This window comes from Verrucomicrobiia bacterium, assembly GCA_019634635.1.
Lineage (GTDB): Bacteria > Verrucomicrobiota > Verrucomicrobiia > Limisphaerales > UBA9464 > UBA9464.
This window is the reverse complement of sequence record JAHCBB010000046.1, coordinates 18,905-36,719: the sequence shown is the minus strand read 5'-3', so window position 1 is coordinate 36,719 and position 17,815 is coordinate 18,905. Positions and strand designations below refer to the sequence as shown.

Below are 17,815 nucleotides of genomic sequence, written 5' to 3'. Positions count from 1 at the left end.
CCTCGCCCCACCCGCATTGGAATTCCGGGCCCTCGGTCCGGTTCCGGGCCTTGAATCCGGTGGGGCAAGGTTCCTGCCGCGCCACACGCGAAAAGCAAGCCGCCCTCATGGAGTGTCCTTTCGTGTGCGGACACGTCTCCACTGGGGAGGTTCCCGGTGGAGGCTCAGCCGGGACCCGGGTCGGGTGCGGGATCGGGAACGGCGGGGTGATGGCGTCCGTAGACCCGTTCGAACATCGGTGATGCCATCAGCGTGGTGACGACCGCCATGAGCACGAGGATCGAGAACAGCCCCTGCTGGATGACCCCATGCTGCAGCCCGATGTTGAGGATGATCAACTCCATCAGCCCGCGGGCGTTCATGAGCGTGCCGACGGCCAGGGCCGTGCGCTGGTCGGCGCCGGTCGCGCGGGCCGCGGCCCAGCAGGCGCCCCCCTTGCCGACAATGGCCGCGGCGAGCACGGCCAGCGCGATCAGCAGCATCCGGGGGCTGTCCACCAGATCCAGCCGCGTGTTCAGCCCGGAGTAGGTGAAGAACATGGGCAGCAGGAACACCACGGCGAACGGCTCGAGTTGGGCACGCAGCCCGCGGATGAACGGACCGCGCGGCATCGCCACACCCAGGATAAAGCCGCCAAACACGGCGTGGATGCCGATGGCGTCCGTGATCCACGCGGCCAGGCAGAACAGCATGAGCACCACGGCCAGCACCGGGGCCGGGAGTTCTCCAGTCGGACCGGCGGCGTCCGCCAGCCGGGCGAGGGCCCGGCGCCCGGCGGTCAGCAGGATCAGGCCATACAAGGCGCCGCCTGCGATCGCGAGGACAGCCACGCCCGCGCCCGCCCCAAAACTTGCCAGCACGATGGCCAGCACGCACCACGCGGCGGCGTCGTCCACTGCGCCCGCCGCGAGCGCCAGGGTGCCCAGCGGGGTCCCGGAAAGGCCCCGTTCGTGCAGAATGCGGGCCAGCATCGGGAACGCCGTGATGGCCATGGCCGCCCCGAGGAACAACATCGCCTCAAAGGCCGTCGCATTCGGCGAGAAAAGCCCGGGTTCCCCGCGCAGCCACAGGGCGAGGGCCGCACCGAGAAGAAACGGCACCACCATGCCTGAAACCGAGACCGCCACCGCGCTGCGGGCCCGGCGGGGGAAATGTCCGGTTTCGAATCCGGTACCGACGAGGAACATGTAGAGTCCGACTCCCAGTTGGGAGCCGGCGTACAGCAGGCCGAGGGATTCCTTGGGGAAAATCCGTTCAGCCAGCCCCGGCGCCATCCAGCCCAGCAGCGATGGGCCCAGCAAGACCCCCGCGATCATTTCGCCCACCACCTGCGGCTGCCCGAGGCGCCGGGCCGCCATTCCCACCAGCCGGCAGGCCCCCAAGATGACAAACATCTGGAGAAAGAAGGTCGCCGAGAGCTGGGAAGCAGACATTGTACGTGTACGTATTACACGGCTCCGAGAAAGGGCGTCAATGGATTGCTGAACGCCCGAATTTGGTACGGGCACGCCGGGCTCAACCTCTCCCTGACCACCACCGGAAGCGGGATTGGTGGAACGGGGCGGTTGCTCGGCAGCGCAAGCGATTTCTGAACCTGTCACTTCAAACCCAGATCGCGTCCCTGCCGCTGCATGTCGGCCAGCACACTCCGATGGCGCCGCCGTCACGGAATCAGCGGCCGCCTGGACCTCCGCGTAGCGGAAGGAAGTTCATGCCCTTGACGTTCAATGATTCCTTGAGTCATATTGGATCCATGATTACTACAATCACCGGGAAGAACCAGATCACCTTGCCTGCAGACCTTGTCCGGGAGCTCGACTGGAGACCGGGCCATCAGATCGTTTGGACCAAGGCCGATGACGGCAGTCTGGTTGGCCGACGCAAGCCCACACGGTCCGAATTGGCCCGAAAACTGGGAGGACGCGGACGCAAGTACCTCACAACGGGCAGCAATCCCGTCGCCGAACTCGTCGCCGAGCGGGAACGGGAAGACGGGGAGGAGGGCCTTGGATGACCCATCTCATGGATTCGTCGGCGTTCTTCGCTTACTTCTTCAACGAGCCGGGAAGGGTACGGGTTGAGGAGATCCTACGGAACACGACCCACTCACCAGGACTGTCCATTCTGACGGCCACCGAGTTCTGGGCGTGCTTGAAGCGCCAGGGAAATTCCGCCGCCTTTGAGCAGGAGTGGCAGGAACACCGGCCGCTGTTTGACGAAGTGGTCCCCGTGGACTGGGCTGTGACGCATCAAGGCATCCTTCTCCGCGAAGCGGTCCGGACCCGGCTTCCCGCCATGGATGCACTGATCGCCGCCACCGCGGTCGTTCGCGATGCAGTTCTGGTCCACCGCGATCCACACTTCCTGGAAATCCCTCCCTCCCTCATGCGCCAGGAATACCTCGGGTGATTCCGGAGGCCCACCCCGGTGGCGCATCATCGCGGAGGCCCCACCACCAGAGATCCCCAGCGGAGAGAGCACCCAAGGGACAGGACAACTGTCAGCATCAACCCAGATCGGCTGCGTGTTGTCCCTCCTCGCTTCAGTTGGTGCGACCAGCGGCTCTTCCGCTGTGATGCCACCGCCCACACCGATCCGGAGTCCCTGGCCCTGTACCTGTTCCTGCGCACCGTCGCCGACTCCGCGGCCTGAGCTTCTATTCCGATGCGAGCCTGAGCCGCTTGCTGCGTCTGGATCCCCAAGCGGTGCACACCGCCCGCCAGCGCCTGCTGCAGGCCGATCTCATCGCCTACCAAAATCCATGAGGCCGGCGGGACCGTAGGGGTGCCGGGCAGTTAACTCCATTGCCGGTGTCGTGGCAATGCCGGTGCCAGGTTTGCATGTTTTCGAAACGATTTCCTCGAGGCCATCTCGGGTGATGCGTCGAACCTTCTCCGAGACGAGAGCGGGTCGAAGGGCTGGGGATCGGCGCCCCGGCGGCTGGGCCTGCGGGATCACTTCCTGGGCGGTCCCCGGCGTCAGTTGCCGTTGATCGCCTCCAACACCCGATTTTGCGCATCATCGGGACGCGGCGGATTGATGGTCTCCGGTGACGGCGCGGTGGAGCTGACAGAAATGTCATTTGTCGATTCGACCGCATTGCCTCTCACCGATGGCACTTCCAGTGCTCAGCCCTCGCCACTGGTCCACAACTCCCAAAGAGCGACGAGGCCGCTGTCACCGCACTGGCGATTGATGAGCCCAGCGCAACCGTTTACCTGATGGATCCGTGGGCCGTCGGGCGGCCCGGTGGTCTGGTCTGCAGCGGACTGTCTCCATTGGCCTCCGGTTTCGGGCGAAGGGCCCATGAAGAATGCATCCGTCCGGGGGTAGGGCCGCGGGAAGGAGAATTGGGCTTGTCGGAGGGAGGCCTGGGGCGCCTTGGGCGTTCCGTGGCCGGCGTAAAATTCCGTGCAATCCGTTTCGGGCTCGGGACACTTCGCCGCCCATGAGCTCGTCACCAAAACGTTCCGGGTCGCGAAAGTTCGCCCATTACCCGCGCCTCAACCCGCTGGGGATCGGGCGCGACATCACCGCCGCCGATCTCGTGGATCAGGTGATGCTCGCCTACAACGGGGGACGCCTCCGGGAGGCCTGCCAGTTGTTCACCCGGAAAATGCTCGCCGACGACGGCTTTGTGGGCGTGTCGCTCACCGGGGCGTTGACCCCGGCCGGACTGGGCAAGAGCTGCCTCATCCCGCTGATGAAGGCCGGGTTCGTGGACTGGATCGTCTCCACCGGGGCCAACCTCTACCACGACCTGCACTTCGGCCTCGACATGCACCTGCACAGCGGATCGCCGTTTCTCGATGACGTCGTCCTGCATCGCGACGGCGTGATCCGCATCTATGACGTGCTGTTCGACTACAACGTCCTCCTCGACACCGACGCCTTTGTCCGGGAGGTCATTCAGGGACCGGAATTCCAACGTGCGATGGGCACCGACGAGTTTCACTTCCTGCTCGGAGGATATGTCCGGGAGCGGGGGCGGCGCCTTGGATTGAAGGACAGCTCCGTGCTGGCAACCGCCCATGAATGTGGGATCCCGATCTTCACCAGCAGCCCGGGTGACAGCTCCATCGGCATGAACGTGGCCGCAATGTCCCTGCGCGGCTCGGGGCTGATGTTTGATGTCAACCGCGACGTCAACCAGACGGCCGGCATCGTCTACCACGCCAAATCCACCCGGCACACCAGCAGTGTGTTCATCCTCGGCGGCGGCAGCCCCAAGAACTTCATGCTCCAGACCGAACCGCAGATCCAGGAGGTGATGGGCATCGTGGAAAAGGGGCATGATTACTTCCTGCAGTGCACCGATGCACGTCCGGACACCGGGGGTCTGAGCGGCGCCACGCCGGCCGAGGCGGTGAGCTGGGGGAAGGTGGATCCGGACAAACTGCCCGACAGCGTCGTGTGCTACGCCGACAGCACGCTCGTCCTGCCGTTGATCTCGGCATTTGCCCTCAGCCGCCACAAGCCGCGGCGTCCGAAGCGGCTCTACGACCATCGCGACGCGATTCTCGACGCGGTGAGAACCCGCTACTTGAAGACCGGCACCGTCGGCAAGGTCACCACCAGCCGGAAGATTGCGAAACGCGGGAGCAGCGTGGGTCTGAAGCCGAAGTGATCCGGGGCGCGGGCTTGCTGCCGACGACCTTCTATGGTGCCCTGTTGTCCGGAAGTTCCCGATGAAGACGCTGATCCTGTTCCTGCTCGTGGTCCCCCTTTTGGCCGCGGCCGCCGAACCGCTCGAGCTGCGAGCCCGCTCCCGGCCCGCGGGGCGTCCGGAGGCCGCCCCGGTGGTCCGCACGCTTCGTTGGGAGCCGTCGCGGACCGCGCTCATCATCTGTGACATGTGGGACGATCACTGGTGCCGCAGCGCGGCCCGGAGGGTCGTGGAGATGGCCGGCCCCCTCAATGAACTGGTCCGGGAGGCCCGGGATCGGGGCCTCTTCGTCATCCATGCCCCCAGCAGCGTGACGTCGTTCTACGACGGCACGCCGGAGCGGGAATTGGCGCGCCGGGCGCCTTTTGCCCCGACGCCCGTGCCACTGTCCACGCTCCAACGCTGGGGGACCGCCTGGTGCTGGCCCGACGCCCCCCGGGAACCGGAGATGCCCGTGGACGATTCCGACATGGGCTGCGACTGCGACGAGAAGTGCACCATTCGCGAGGCTTGGACCCGCCAGATTCCGGCCATTGAGATTCGCCCCGGGGATGCTGTCACCGATCACGGGCAGGAGACCTGGAACCTCCTCACGGAGCGGGGCATCACCCAGGTGATCCTGGTGGGTGTCCACCTGAACATGTGCGTCCTGGGCCGTCCCTTCGCCCTCCGGCAGCAGGTGCGTCTCGGGAACCAGGTTGTGCTGTGTCGGGACTTCACCGACACCATGTACAATCCGGACAAGGCGCCTCACGTCTCCCACTTCGAGGGGACTGACCTGGTGATCGGGCACGTTGAGAAATTCTGGTGTCCGACCATCACCAGCACCGACCTCACCGGCCGGCCGCCGTTCCGCTTCAAGGAGGATTCTCGGCCGGTGCGTGCCGCGGACTGACCCCGGGCATCCGGCACCGGGAGGGATCGGCGCCCACCTGCAACGCATCGTTTCCGGCGCGGCGGGACTCCGGATCGGGCGGAGATGCCGGGCTTGCGGGCGCTGGTCCTTGTGCGGCGCTGACACGGCGCGTCTCGGCTGCTTTGTATCGGACGAGCGTTTCGAACCGTGGAGCGGATTCCCAGAGAGGTAGCTGTTCACGGCCGGCAAGGCTCCGACGTGCGTCCGAACGCGGACAACTTGGTGGTGACATCCCAAGTGTGCGGCTCGTCAGAGGAGACCACCAGGCTGCGGACCCGATGCGGCGGGCAACACTTGATTCGTCGGAGCGTGGAGCCCCCACAGGCCTGGCTCGCGATTGCGCGTGTGACGCGGCGGGAGCCTCGTACCCACCGGCGGTGGAACCAGTGGGTGACCGGGTGAGGTGATCCACTGATGACCTGTCCGTCCGAATTGTTCGCCAAGCGCTCAGGGCCTGCGCGGGCGTGGGGGAATCAGGACTTCATCCCCCGGCTGAAGGACCGGGTCGGACTCCGGCGAGGCGTCTTCGGGAGCGGTAAGGTCCAGTTCGATGGTTTCCTGAGTTCCGGACGCCGGGTCCATTCGTCGCAACTGAACATGGGCCAGATCCGCGGATGACGGCGGATTGAGGGATTCCAATGCTCGGCGGAGCCGAACGGGCGACCCGACTTCAATGGGGATGACACCAAAGACCTCGCCGTGGATTCGCGCTGGTAATCCGGACTGCGTTCTGGAAGGATGAAAACCTTGGACATGTTGAATCCCAAGCGGCTGAGGCATTCGGACAACCGCCGGAATCTGCCTTGGGACCCCTGAATTCGGCCCCCGCTGAGAGGGCGGCACGGCATTGGTTCCTCCGGTATCCCGAAGCGTTTGCTGGATGGGTTCGGGCGCGAGGTCGAGCGGGGTCTTGCCGTCGTCCGTTCGTGCATTGGGATTCGCACCTGCCTTCAGCAGCACCCGTACGCTGCCGTCGTGCCCTTGAGCTGCGGCCAGGTGCAGGGGCGTGGTTCCATTCGGGTATGCCGTGCGAGGAGTGGATCCGGCGTCGAGCAACATCTTGAGAATGGCCTCTTCTCCAGCTCCGGCCGCCCATTGGACCGGAGTGCTCTCCCACTCTGAGCCGGGCATTCGCGCCATGACGTCGCTGTTGGCACCCGCCCTGAGCAGGCGGTCAACGCAGGCGGGTTGCTGAGAAACCACTGCAATCACAAGGGGTGTCCGACCGAGGTCATTTTTCGCCTCAAGGGCGGCCCCTCTCGCGAGGAGCAGGTCCACCAGGGATGGGGCACCGTGGTGTGCTGCAAGATGGAGGGGTGTGTTGCCTCTGCTGACCCCCTCCAGATTGTTTCCGGGTGAATCTGTGTGTTGAATTGTGCTCCCTGGATCATTGAGGTGCGCACCGCGCTCGATCAGCAACTCCGCAACGGCCCGGTGTCCGGATCGTGCCGCCACGTGAAGCGCCGTTTCGGAGCCGTTTCCCCGGGCGTTGACGTCGGCACCCCGATCCAGAAGGAGGGTGGCGAGTTTCAGGTTTCCCTTGCTGACGGCCCGTTGCAGGGCCGTCGTCCGGGTGTGCTGACTGGAATCATCCGGGGAAACCCCCAGATCCAGCAGAAACTCCACAACCGCGATCCACTCCTTGCTCGCCGCGTTCTGCAAGGGCGTCCCGTTGGGGCCGGGACGCCGCAGCAGATCCGGGCTTTCCTCAGCCAGTCGCCGGAGCCGGGCCAATTCCACTTCTTCCTCGCTGAGGGTAAGCAAACGGCGTGACGGAGCCGGGTTGGTGGCCGGTTTGGAGGGAACTGTCAGGTCCAAATCCACCACGTCGAGAAGACGCGGTTGCGATGCCAACTGTCGCTTGAGCGACAGGACCTCGCGCTGGGCGCGCAGCACTTCCTCCCGCGAGGCCTGCCGCCCCTGAACAAGTCTCAATGCCTCTTCGGCGACCGCGATTTCCTGCCGCAGGAGTTGGTTCGGATCGTCCCCGCGCTGACCTGGGTCCGTTCCTTCCGGCACCGTCTCACGTCGCGCCAGTTCGATCAGCGCGGTCTGCTCCGGATATTCGCGGATCAGTCGCTCGAAGTGAGTCCGCGCCGCCTCGATGTCCCCAAGGCGCCGCTCCACGTCGGCCAGACGGTAGAGTGCCGTGGCGGTGGTCCCCCGGCGGGCGTCCGCCAGGCGCACCGCCTCGTCATAGGCGGCGCGCGCCGCCCGGAAATCGCGTTGCGCCTCCTCAGCGACCAGTCCCTGTTGCAGCGCGGCTTCGATGGGATCTGCGGCGAATCCCTCCCGCACTCCGGAAAGGCTGAGGATGGCCGCGAGGAACATCGTGAAGGGGACCGGGCGTTGCACGAGGACACCCCTGCGGAGAATGCGTGTCAGATTCATAAGCGTGTCTTGGTTGGATTGAGCCTGAGCTCGACCGCCGCCGGAGTTGTCAGGAATTTGTCAATTCGTCAGAACCAGCTTGTACCCCCGGCCGTGGACCGTCCGGAGAAATCGCGGATTCGCCGGATCGGACTCCACCTTGGATCGCAGGGTACCCAGGTGGGTGTCCACCGTCCGCGTGGTGGGGTAGGCCGCGACCCCCCAGATTCGGTCCAGAAATGTCTCGCGGCTCACCGGCACCCCCGGGGTTTCCGCCATCAACCGAAGCAGGGCAAATTCCTTGGAGGTGAGGTGCAGGGGGCGTCCCGACCGCGAGGCCTCGAGTCGCTCGAAATCCACGGTGACGTCCCCAAGTTGCACGCGCCGCGGCGTCGGCCGGGCGTCCGGACCCGACCGCCGCAACAATGCCCTCACCCGGGCCAGGAGTTCGTCGCCGCTGAAGGGTTTGGTCAGATAGTCGTCCGCCCCGGCATCCAGACCGCGGACCCGGTCCCCCACAAACCCGCGCGCGGTGAGCATGAGGATGGGAGTTCGGATGCCCTGGCGTCGCAACTCACCCGCAAGCGTGATGCCGTCGAGTCGCGGCATCATCACGTCCAGCAGGATGAGGTCGGGATGCTCCCGTCGGACAGCCTCCAGCCCGGAGGCGCCGTCGGTCGCCGTGAGCACCCGATGCCCGGCCGCCTCGAGGCGGTCGGTCAGCACCATTCGCATTGAGGATTCATCCTCAATGACGAGGATCCGGGCGCTGGGCGGGTCACTGGACATGTGGGCTCCTTCCGGCTTGCCGCACGTCCGGCAGGGACGCGGTCATGGGCAGTTCGAGGATGAAGGTGGCCCCGGCGCCGGGACAACTGTCCACCCAGACGCGACCTTCGTGGGAGCGGGCCACTTCCCGCACCAGGGCAAGTCCGAGGCCGACTCCGCGGGTTTCGCGCCGCAACTCGGTACCGCGCCGGTAGAACCGTTCGAAGATGCGTTGATGATCCTCCGGGGGGATTCCGGGCCCCTGGTCCCGCACCGAGAGCTGCAACCGGTCGGTGATTGTGCCGGAAGGATACCCCATGCCCACGACGACAGATGAGGCGTTCGGGCTGTGCTTCAGGGCGTTGTCGAGCAGATTGGCCAGGGCTTGCTGCACCGCGAGGCCGTCCCACGAGGGCTCCGGGGGTGGGTCCCCGGTTTGATCCTCCAGGGAGATCCGGACACCGCGTTCCGCTGCCAGCGGTTCGAACCGGGCCACCGTATCCCGCACGAGGCGGCGGATATCCGTGGGCTGGTTTTCTGCCCGAATGGGACCCTGTCCGAGGCGCGAAACGCTCAGGACGTTTTCGATCAGTGTCCCGAGACGGCGGGCTTCAGCGACGAGGCAACGCGCATACTCCTGTCGCCTGGACTCGACGGTGACATGGCCATCCGCGAGGCCCTCCGCCAGCAGGCGGACACAGGCGAGCGGCGCGCGCAGTTCATGCGACACGGCGGCGACAAAGTTGGACTGCTCCTCATGAAGGGCCAGTTGCCGCTGAAGGGTTCGCCATGATTGGAGGACGCCGAACAGGGCGGAAACCACGGCGAGTAGGATGAACCCGGCGGTCCAAAATTCTCGTCGTCGCTGACCCGCGTACAGTGCTTCAGGATCCTGTAGCCACAGCCCGGCCTGCAGGGGCAGCATCAGGACCGATGAGCCGCCCATCGGCGCTACGGATCGTGCGAGATCCGCGCCTCCGCCTGTGCGCGGGCTGCCGGCCAACGGCCGGTCGAGCAGCCCGACTTCAGCGGCGGCATACGGTGGGATCAGCGACCGGGTCTCCTCGAGGAGGGTCTCCAGGAGGGAAGTCAAAACCCGTTCCGGAATCACGGCGGACTGGACCCACGCATTGGCTTGAGGGCTTCCGGGTGCGTCGTCGGCACGAACCTCCAGGAACGGTCGCCGGACCACCAGGAACTCCCCGGTACCTGCCGTCATCCACGAGGCTTGGAGGTTGGTGAGCGGACCGGGCGCCCACCGGCGCGCGAGGTCGCGGAGACGTTCATCCGCCCGCCAGCGCGTCTGCAGGCTCCAGACGAAGGAATCTGGCGTGCCGGAGGATCCCGATTCCATTCGGGCGGCACGGTCCAGGAGCACTGGGGTCAGAATCGAAGGGAACCGGAAAACAACGTCTTCCAGCCGTCGTTGAAGTGTCGCATCCATCGGGCTTTGTGGAGCCGCATCCAGGCACTCGAATAGCACCACGGCGGCAAGCGGAACTCCAGCCGGCGTCAGGCCGGGTCCGGGGCTGAACGAATGCAGGGACTCCCACCGGGCGGCGGCGTCCCCGGATGCCGCCTGGAGGCGGCGGAGCGCGAACAAGACGTTGGCGTCGAATCCGACGTCAACCCCTGCGTCCCGGCAGCGATTGAATGCGGCGATCAGATCCTCACGGGGGGCCTGATCCGCCTCCAGCCGGCACGCGACTTCCCATCGTTCACGGAGCCCGGGATCCAGGGAGCTCCACCAGTTCGGGGGCAACGGGTTGAAGGGGCGCGGCGCCGGAATGCGCAGCGTGCCATCCGGGTCCTGAACCATTTCCGGGAGCGCCCAGTCCTCGGGTGCGAGGCCAGCCGGGGGATCCATGAGTGGCGTCCCCGGGGTCCCGACCCAGGTTGCCAGGACACCGGGTTGCAGGAGCCCCGGGGACCTTTCAGGGGGATACCAGAGGTTGCGCGTCGCGAGGTATTGTTGAAGCGACTCGCGAAGCCGCAGCGCCAGGGCACGGGCAAGGGCCTGCGAGGCGGCGGCACTGACCTCCCGCGCCCGGACCTCCAGTTGTTGGCGATCTCCTTTCAGCGCCGCCGCCGCCAGAACCGCGAGCAGGAGGACTGGCAGCAGAATCAACGCGGCCTGGAGCCGGAAGGAGCGGGCGGCCCTGCGGGGGTCGGGTGACGAATCGCGCGGCACGGACGTTGGAAACGTTAGCCCTCCGACGGCTCCGGTTGTCAGGAAATTGTGAAATCCGCTTCCCGGACACACTGCGGAACGATCTCAACCAGACCTATTCAACCGCCGCCCGGGGACGCTGGCTGGTTTCCATCCGAAATCCCGTGCGCCTGGATGACTCGTCCGAGGCCCAACCGGATGTCGGGGTGGATGTGGTGGAGCTCCTGCGGCGGCAAAGAGTCGGCGACGGACTCATTGAGGGAGCGGCACTCCCGGCGGTTGGGACTCGAACCGCAGGAGCTCCCGCGTGCGGGCGAAGATGTCCGGGGGCACTCCGAGCGCCTGTTTCAGGGCCACGTCACGATCCCAAGGGTTCGGAATCTCCGCGAGGGCCCGCATCTCGGCGACCGTGAGGGCGCGTGGGAAATACCACGGGGACACCAGCGGCGTGTTGCTGAGGGGAAAGTCCGAGCCGTAGCACAGGCGTCCGGCAAACTCGGGCCGCCGCAGCGCCTCGTGGAGGTAGCCGAGCCGGTTGGCCTGCGTCAGCGAGGAGATCTCCGAATACAGGTTGGTAAATGTCATCATCATCCGTGCCAGCCGCTCCAGATCGGGTTCGCCCTCGTTGGTGCCGGTGGAGGCCACGTGGGCCGCGATGACGGTCACACCGCGGCTCAACGGAAGGCGTAAGCGCTCCGGGTCCGCCAGGGCGTCATCGGCCCGCGTGAACGAGCGCTCCTGTCCGGCGTGGGACAACAGCGGGAGCCCGTGCAGGCGCATCCGGTCGTAAAAGGGGATCCATCGCGGATCCGCCGGATCCATCTGCATGACGCTTGGGATCCATTTCACCAGCACGGCCCCCTGTGCGGCGGCTTCGTCCAGCCGTTGCAACGCATCGTGACGGCCGGGATGGATGGAGGCGCCGTATCGGAGGTTGGAGTATTTCGCGGTCTCGCGGGCGACGAACACCCCGGGCACGTAAACCTCGGTCCGCGTCCGGTCGAGCTCTCCCGTGGCCGGATCCACCACCCCGTCGAGCGCGAGCACCACGGCGATGCCGACTTCCGACGACTCCGCGACCCGTTCCGAGATCCGGCGGATCAGCAGGGCGTCGCCCTCACGGTCCAGCTCCGTCCGGCTCACGCCGAAGGCGTCGAGGTAAATTCGAAATTTGTAGCTTTGCCGCAGCTGCGGGGAGACGAAGCAGCCGCTGTCCCCGGCCCCGATGCCGGCCGTATGGACGTGCAGATCCACGATCGGCGCTGCCGGCAGCGGCTCGGGCGTGCGGTAGGGACCGGTGAACACCGCCTCCCTCAGGATGACCACCAGCGCGCCGGCAATCAGGAGCGCGATGGTGGCGCGTGCCAGCAACACGCGGCGCCGCGACGGTGGAGAACGTCTCGGGGGGGCGGCGGTCGGCGACATGGAATCCTGGGCAGGGGCCGAGAGGCGCGGAGGCGAGATCAGGCGGCCTGGGCCGTCGCGGCGTCGAGCGTCGCCTGGAGGGCCCGGTAGTCCACCTTGCCCGTGCCCAGCTTGGGGATCTCGCGGACCACCCGCAGTTCCCTGGGCACGCAGAGGTTGGTGAGGCCCCGGGCTTTGATGGCGGCCCGGAGGTCCTCAAGCGTGATCCGGGATTCGTTGGCGACGGCGATGAGCACCTCGCCCTTGTCCTCGTCGGGACGGCTGACCACCGCGATCTCGCATCGCGCTCCGAACCGGGGGAACGCGCCGGCAAGGGCATCCTCAACGGCGGTGAGGCTGACCATTTCGCCGCTCACCTTGGCGAACCGTTTGAGCCTTCCGAGGATGTGAACGAAGCCGTCGGCGTCCACGCGAACGATGTCGCCCGTGTCGTACCATCCTCCGAGGGACTGGAAGGCGGCGTCGGCCTCCGGGTTGAGGTAGCCGCGCATGATGTTGGGGCCGCGCACCAGCAGCCGGCCGCCCTCCGGGACGCCGTCCACGGGCTTCAACCGCCATTCCATGCCGGGGAGGAACCGGCCGACACTTCCAAATCGAGGATCCACCCGCGTGTTGAGGCAGATGGCCGGGCTGCACTCGGTGGCGCCATAGCCTTCGAGCAGACGCACCCCGAACTTCCGCGCCCAGGTATTGGCGGTGGCCTCCTGCACCTTCTCCGCGCCGGCGACCAGAAACTTCACCGAGTTGAAGTCATAGGGACTGGCACGGCGCGCGTATCCGTTCAGGAAGGTGTTGGTGCCGAACATCACGGTACAGGCCTTGTCGTAGACGCCTGCCGGCACGACCCGGTAGTGCAGCGGCGAGGGGTAGAGGAAGGTGTAGTAGCCCCGGGACAGCGGAACAATGACACCGGCCATCAGCCCGAAGCTGTGGAACAACGGCATCGCGCTGAAAAAGCGCTCGTGGTCCGTGACATCGAGAACGCCCAGGATCTGCCGCAGGTTGGCGAGCAGGTTCCCATGGGTCAGTTCCACGCCCTTGGGCATCCCTTCGGAGCCGGAGGTGAAGAGGATCACTGCCGGACGGGCCTGGTCATCCCTGCGGTACACGCGGCTGCCCCGCATGCCGGCGCCGCATCGGAGACGGTGCTTGAGCAGCGTGAGCAGGCGCACACCGCCGGAGATCTCGCCGCGGATGTCCTCCAGGTACACCAACCGGAGGCCGGCATCCTCGAAAGGGGCGGACGCGATCCTGGCCTTGTCGAGGAAGGCCCGGGACGTGATCACGTGGCGCAAGCCGGCGAGCGCGCCGCACTGGATCATGGTCGGTACCCCGGTCGAGAAATTCAGGATGGCCGGCACGAACCCCGAGGCCCAGAGACTGAGCACGGTGACCGGCGTCCCATTGACGTTCGGCAGGAGCACTCCAATGCGTCCGCCGGCGGCGGTGTCTGAAAAGCGGCGGCGCCAGACCCCCGCGAGGACGTCCACGCCGGTCATCAACCGGCGGAAGGTCAGCTTCTGAAAACTGATGTCCTCCAGCACGACCCGGCCCGGAATGGCGGCAGCGACTTCAGCGATGGCCGACAGCACGTTGGTGGGGCCAAGGGCCTGCTCGACCTCAAACTGCTGGCGCACCATGGCGTCTCGCAGCCAGGTGGTGAGCACCTGTCGGGCGACGGCGTTGGACACCCCTTCCAGTCGGGGCGCCTCCAGCACCGGGCTGAAATGCACGCTCACCCTGGGCGCCCACTGCGTCCAGCCCGTGTGGCGCACAAAGGGCACCCGGCTGGCGCCGCGCAGGTAGGCGGTGATCACCCGGGCGCGGGTCCGGTGGATCAGGAACCCCGTCCCATCAAACAGCTTCATGAGCGAGCCCGTGAGCGTGATGCGCCCCTCGGCGAAGAGCACGAGGCGTCCGCCACGTTCCAGGAACTCGGCCATGCGCCGGGCGGCGTAAGGGGACGTGGTGTCCACGGGGAACGTTCGCCGGTTGACCATGACCTTGCGGTGGAACCAGGTCGTGTTGGCGGTGGTGGCGCTGGTGACGAACCGCCAGTCATCGTCGAGCAGGGCGTACAGGAACATCCAGTCCAGCCACGACGCGTGATTGGGGATGAGCAGGACCGGACCCGGGGCGTCGAGGACCCCGACGTTCTCGGCGCGAAAGCGGAACCAGATCCGCACCAGCCAGCGGCAGAGCAGTTTCATGTCAGGATGAACGGAGGGAACCAGGACGATGATTCCTGAAGTGAGTGAGCAGCAACAAGCCCGCGATGAACGCCGTCCCGATTGTGCAAGCCGGAGCCAGCCAGGCGTCGAGGGGGATCCAGCGCCTCGCAGGTCTCGCAGGTCGCAGATTCAGCGTTCCGGCGATCATGGCTCCGGGGCCCGGGAACGGCGCGCTGGCCAGGATGGCGCCTTGATGGTCGAGCACCATGGAGATCCCGGAGCTGGCAACCCGGAAGACCGGCAGCCCATACTCCATCGCACGCAGTCCTGCCATTCGCGCGTTGAGCTGGTGTTGATATGCCCCCCAAGCCTCCAGATCCATGGTCGGGATCAACAATGCCCGGGCTCCCTGCTTGACGAGGTCGTCCATCACCCGCCGGTAGCTTGCATCGTAGCAGATGGCGATCCCGATGGATCCCCAAGGAGACTCCCAGACGCGTCGCCCCTTTGCCGGTTCTCCGTCGCGAAAGAACTGGATCGGACGCGATTTGGCCTGCGAAAAGGCGACGGTTCCCCCGGGGTTAACGACGAACGCCGTGTTGAAGAACCGGTCGCCATCTCCGTCCGAGGTGAACGCTTCACGCCCTCCGGCGATCAGCCAAACACTGTTCCGGCGGCACCAGGCCAGGATCGGTTCGGGAACCGGCCCCTCGAACGTGTATTCACTGAGCTGCAGCAGTTGGGCATCGGGGTGCGCCGTCCTGAGGCGATCGAGGGCGATTCGAACCTCGGGAACCCCGGGAAATTCCAATTGGAGTCCCGCGACCTTCACCGGCGTTATGGTCGTAGGCGTTTTGGCCGGCAACCAGCGGGGGCCGGTCGCAACGGCGAGAACTGTCAGCGTTGCGAGGCCCGCGGCAGGGAGCTGGCGGCGGGATGGTGGCGGGCAGCCGACCTCGATCCAGCGGCAGCCGGCGGCACCCGCCAACGCGGCCAACATTCCGGTGCCGTATATGCCAAACACGCGAAGCAGACCGAGGGCCTCGGACGGGATGCACGTTCCGCTGGTAAACCAGGAGAACCGAAGCCACCAAACCTCGGATCGAAAATACTCAATGCCACACCAAAGCACCGGTGCGAGCGACAGCGTCCAGGACGGTCCCCAGTGGAACTCCACCCGTTGCAACAAGACAACGAACAGGCCGTAAAACACCGCGAGGATCAGCCAAAGGGGCAGGGCTGCGGCGCCGAAAATGGACCAGAGGAAACCCATTTGCACCGGATACACGCCCATGCCCGCCGCCAGTCCCAGGTAAAAGGCTTGGCGTGGCGTTGTCACACGTCTCAGGGCGAACAGGCAACCCAGTTGCGCGATGACCAGCGGGAACAGGGCCGGTACCAGGAACGCAATATGGAACGCGACTGCCGAGGCAATCGCGAGGGCGGAACCAGGGATGAGCCGCAGACCCGGCGGATCGGACGCGATTGCCTTGTCGGCGGCGCTATTCGCGGCTGGAACCGCAGCGATCATGGTTTGATCGAGTTGGCGGTTACGGCCGGGGGACGGGCGCTGGGAATACGCAGTCCTGCGAGGACCACGACCACCAGAAGGGCGAGGACCAGGAACACCTGGGACGGGGACAGTCCTGCCCGGGCGCACCCAAGGACGATCAGCCCGGCAAGGATCATCCCCAGGTTGTCGCCCAGGTTCTGGACGGCGATCGTCTTGCCGAGCTTCTGCGGATCCGACTCCGACTGCAGCGCCGCGTTGAGCGGAATGAGAAAATACCCGGCCGCGACGCCGGCCCCCACCAGCACGACCATGACGACCGGCAGCAGCACCAGTCCCACGGTGCGGGTGCCGTCCGGGGCGGTTTGCTCCAATACCACGCGGCCGATGTTGGCGACCCCCAACGGTCCCAGCGCGAAGATGGCCAGGATGAAGCCGGCCAGGATCAGTCCAAATCGCCGGGTGTGCCCAAGATCCCCGACGCGATAGTGGCGCCCGACCCAAATGCTGCCCGCCATGACGCCGACGGAAAGCCAAAGCCCCAGGAGCGCGATCTGGGTGTTGTTGGGCAGCCGGAGCACATCCAGTCCCCAGGCCTGGAAGTTGATCTTCATCGCAGCTCCGCAGACCCAGAAGAGGGCGGTGCCGATCAGGATGCGGCCGAGCCGGGGTGAGCGGAACAACGCGACGGTGTGCGACAGGAACTCCACAACGCTGTCCCCGGGCCGGACCCGGGGGTCCGAGGGCGTCCGCACCATCACGGCATTGAGCGCCATGGACGCGGCAAAAATGGTGATCAGGATGCTGTAGCAGGTCCGGACGGTCAGACGGTCCACGATCACCGATCCGAGAATGGCCCCAATGAGGATGGCGAGCAGGGTGAGCAATTCGACCAGGCCGTTGGCGCGGACGAGGTGTTCCCGTGGAAGAATTTCCGGAAGGATGCCGTATTTTGCAGGGCCGTACATGGCCGCGCCGACGCCAACCAGGAGGTATCCCGGGGCCTGCCACACGTAGCCGAACCAGACGCTGAGGCCGCAGACCGCGGCGCCGAGGACCTTCAGCAGGTTGCCTCCGAACAACCACGCGGTCTTGGGAAAGCGATCGTTCAGGTAACCGGCCAGCGGGGCCAGGAGCACGTAGGGGATGAACAGCAGGCTGGTGTAGAGCGCGCTTCGGGTGCGGAGGTCATCGAGGGAAATCGCGCCGGCCTTTTGAAGCAGGGTGAGCTGTCCCACGATCACCGCGAGGATCGCGTTGTCGCCGAGGGCGCTGAGGAACTGGCTGACCAGCAGCAGCGGGTAGTTGCGCCATCGGGGAAGATCCGGAGCGGCACTCATCGCGAGCCCTCCGCCACCCGGGCCGCACCGGCCTCCGCATTGGCGGCGATGGCGCGCAGGACGTCGGCTGCCTTTGCGGCGCGTTGTTCCGAGATGCCGTCCCACAGCCGTGCGGCCGCCCGGTAATACGCCGGCAGCAACGTGTGCATTTGACGCCGTCCGTCCGGGGTGAGAACGACCCGCCAGGCGCGGCGGTCCCCCGATTGCTCCCGGCGCTGCACCAGGCCCCGTGCCTCCAACCGGTCCACCAGGCCGGTGATGTTCGACCGGTGCGTCAGCAACTCGCGGCTCAGGTCACTCTGGGTCAGACCATCCCCGGTTTCGCTCAGGAGATTCAGGAGGTTGAACTGCGCCGGCGTCAGTCCCCAGGGCTCAAAGAATTGGCGGCTGGCACTCCAAATGGCCTCGGACGTCCGCAGTAATTGCAGCAGCGCCTGGTAGTGGACCCCGTCGGAGGCAGGCAGTTCGTCCGGCACGCG

General features: G+C 66.2%; 13 protein-coding genes. 4 read left to right on the top strand and 9 right to left on the bottom strand.

Annotated features, from left to right (window positions below; translation table 11 throughout):
- Positions 1 to 164: 164 nt before the first annotated feature.
- A complete protein-coding gene (locus KF791_19525; protein MBX3734773.1) occupies positions 165 to 1,433 on the bottom strand; it encodes a cation:proton antiporter in 1,269 nt (422 codons plus the stop codon).
- Positions 1,434 to 1,753: 320 nt separating this feature from the next.
- Between KF791_19525 and KF791_19520 the strand changes: the two genes are divergently transcribed.
- From KF791_19520 to KF791_19505, 4 genes are all read left to right on the top strand, one after another.
- Entirely contained in the window at positions 1,754 to 2,014 is a 261-nt protein-coding gene (locus KF791_19520) for an AbrB/MazE/SpoVT family DNA-binding domain-containing protein (protein ID MBX3734772.1), read from the top strand.
- Positions 2,011 to 2,409, top strand: coding sequence for a PIN domain-containing protein (locus KF791_19515; protein ID MBX3734771.1), 399 nt, complete (start codon positions 2,011 to 2,013; stop codon positions 2,407 to 2,409). Before KF791_19520 ends, KF791_19515 begins: the two co-directional genes overlap by 4 nt.
- A gap of 1,039 nt (positions 2,410 to 3,448) precedes the next feature.
- The gene (locus tag KF791_19510; GenBank protein MBX3734770.1) at positions 3,449 to 4,627 is read left to right on the top strand and encodes a deoxyhypusine synthase; all 1,179 of its coding nucleotides are present in this window, start codon (positions 3,449 to 3,451) and stop codon (positions 4,625 to 4,627) included.
- Between the two features lie 61 nt (positions 4,628 to 4,688).
- A complete protein-coding gene (locus KF791_19505) occupies positions 4,689 to 5,561 on the top strand; it encodes an isochorismatase family protein (GenBank protein ID MBX3734769.1) in 873 nt (290 codons plus the stop codon).
- Between the two features lie 468 nt (positions 5,562 to 6,029).
- Here KF791_19505 and KF791_19500 read toward each other — a convergent pair whose 3' ends face one another.
- From KF791_19500 to KF791_19465, 8 genes are all read right to left on the bottom strand, one after another.
- On the bottom strand, positions 6,030 to 7,973 hold the full coding sequence (locus KF791_19500) for an ankyrin repeat domain-containing protein (protein MBX3734768.1): 1,944 nt from the start codon (positions 7,971 to 7,973) through the stop codon (positions 6,030 to 6,032).
- 60 nt (positions 7,974 to 8,033) lie between these two features.
- A complete protein-coding gene (locus KF791_19495; GenBank protein ID MBX3734767.1) occupies positions 8,034 to 8,741 on the bottom strand; it encodes a response regulator transcription factor in 708 nt (235 codons plus the stop codon).
- Positions 8,731 to 10,911, bottom strand: coding sequence for a HAMP domain-containing histidine kinase (locus KF791_19490; GenBank protein ID MBX3734766.1), 2,181 nt, complete (start codon positions 10,909 to 10,911; stop codon positions 8,731 to 8,733). The genes KF791_19495 and KF791_19490 overlap by 11 nt, the downstream gene beginning before the upstream one ends.
- A 231-nt stretch (positions 10,912 to 11,142) precedes the next feature.
- Positions 11,143 to 12,315 (bottom strand): amidohydrolase family protein, encoded by a 1,173-nt coding sequence (locus KF791_19485; protein ID MBX3734765.1) that lies wholly within the window; start codon positions 12,313 to 12,315, stop codon positions 11,143 to 11,145.
- Between the two features lie 38 nt (positions 12,316 to 12,353).
- A complete protein-coding gene (locus KF791_19480; GenBank protein ID MBX3734764.1) occupies positions 12,354 to 14,525 on the bottom strand; it encodes an AMP-binding protein in 2,172 nt (723 codons plus the stop codon).
- A gap of 1 nt (position 14,526) precedes the next feature.
- A complete protein-coding gene (locus tag KF791_19475) occupies positions 14,527 to 16,017 on the bottom strand; it encodes a hypothetical protein (protein MBX3734763.1) in 1,491 nt (496 codons plus the stop codon).
- Positions 16,014 to 17,336 (bottom strand): MFS transporter, encoded by a 1,323-nt coding sequence (locus KF791_19470; protein MBX3734762.1) that lies wholly within the window; start codon positions 17,334 to 17,336, stop codon positions 16,014 to 16,016. The genes KF791_19475 and KF791_19470 overlap by 4 nt, the downstream gene beginning before the upstream one ends.
- Complete coding sequence (locus tag KF791_19465; GenBank protein ID MBX3734761.1) at positions 17,333 to 17,812, bottom strand: MarR family transcriptional regulator; 480 nt, start codon at positions 17,810 to 17,812, stop codon at positions 17,333 to 17,335. Before KF791_19465 ends, KF791_19470 begins: the two co-directional genes overlap by 4 nt.
- Positions 17,813 to 17,815: the final 3 nt, after the last annotated feature.

Excerpts from the sequence above, each read along its gene's own strand:
- KF791_19500 (MBX3734768.1), bottom strand. The coding sequence starts at position 7,973 with ATGAATCTGACACGCATTCTCCGCAGGGGTGTCCTCGTGCAACGCCCG.
- KF791_19520 (MBX3734772.1), top strand. The coding sequence starts at position 1,754 with ATGATTACTACAATCACCGGGAAGAACCAGATCACCTTGCCTGCAGAC.
- KF791_19485 (MBX3734765.1), bottom strand. The coding sequence starts at position 12,315 with ATGTCGCCGACCGCCGCCCCCCCGAGACGTTCTCCACCGTCGCGGCGC.
- KF791_19470 (MBX3734762.1), bottom strand. The coding sequence starts at position 17,336 with ATGAGTGCCGCTCCGGATCTTCCCCGATGGCGCAACTACCCGCTGCTG.
- KF791_19525 (MBX3734773.1), bottom strand. The coding sequence starts at position 1,433 with ATGTCTGCTTCCCAGCTCTCGGCGACCTTCTTTCTCCAGATGTTTGTC.
- KF791_19480 (MBX3734764.1), bottom strand. The coding sequence starts at position 14,525 with ATGAAACTGCTCTGCCGCTGGCTGGTGCGGATCTGGTTCCGCTTTCGC.
- KF791_19495 (MBX3734767.1), bottom strand. The coding sequence starts at position 8,741 with ATGTCCAGTGACCCGCCCAGCGCCCGGATCCTCGTCATTGAGGATGAA.
- KF791_19475 (MBX3734763.1), bottom strand. The coding sequence starts at position 16,017 with ATGATCGCTGCGGTTCCAGCCGCGAATAGCGCCGCCGACAAGGCAATC.
- KF791_19515 (MBX3734771.1), top strand. The coding sequence starts at position 2,011 with ATGACCCATCTCATGGATTCGTCGGCGTTCTTCGCTTACTTCTTCAAC.
- KF791_19505 (MBX3734769.1), top strand. The coding sequence starts at position 4,689 with ATGAAGACGCTGATCCTGTTCCTGCTCGTGGTCCCCCTTTTGGCCGCG.
- KF791_19510 (MBX3734770.1), top strand. The coding sequence starts at position 3,449 with ATGAGCTCGTCACCAAAACGTTCCGGGTCGCGAAAGTTCGCCCATTAC.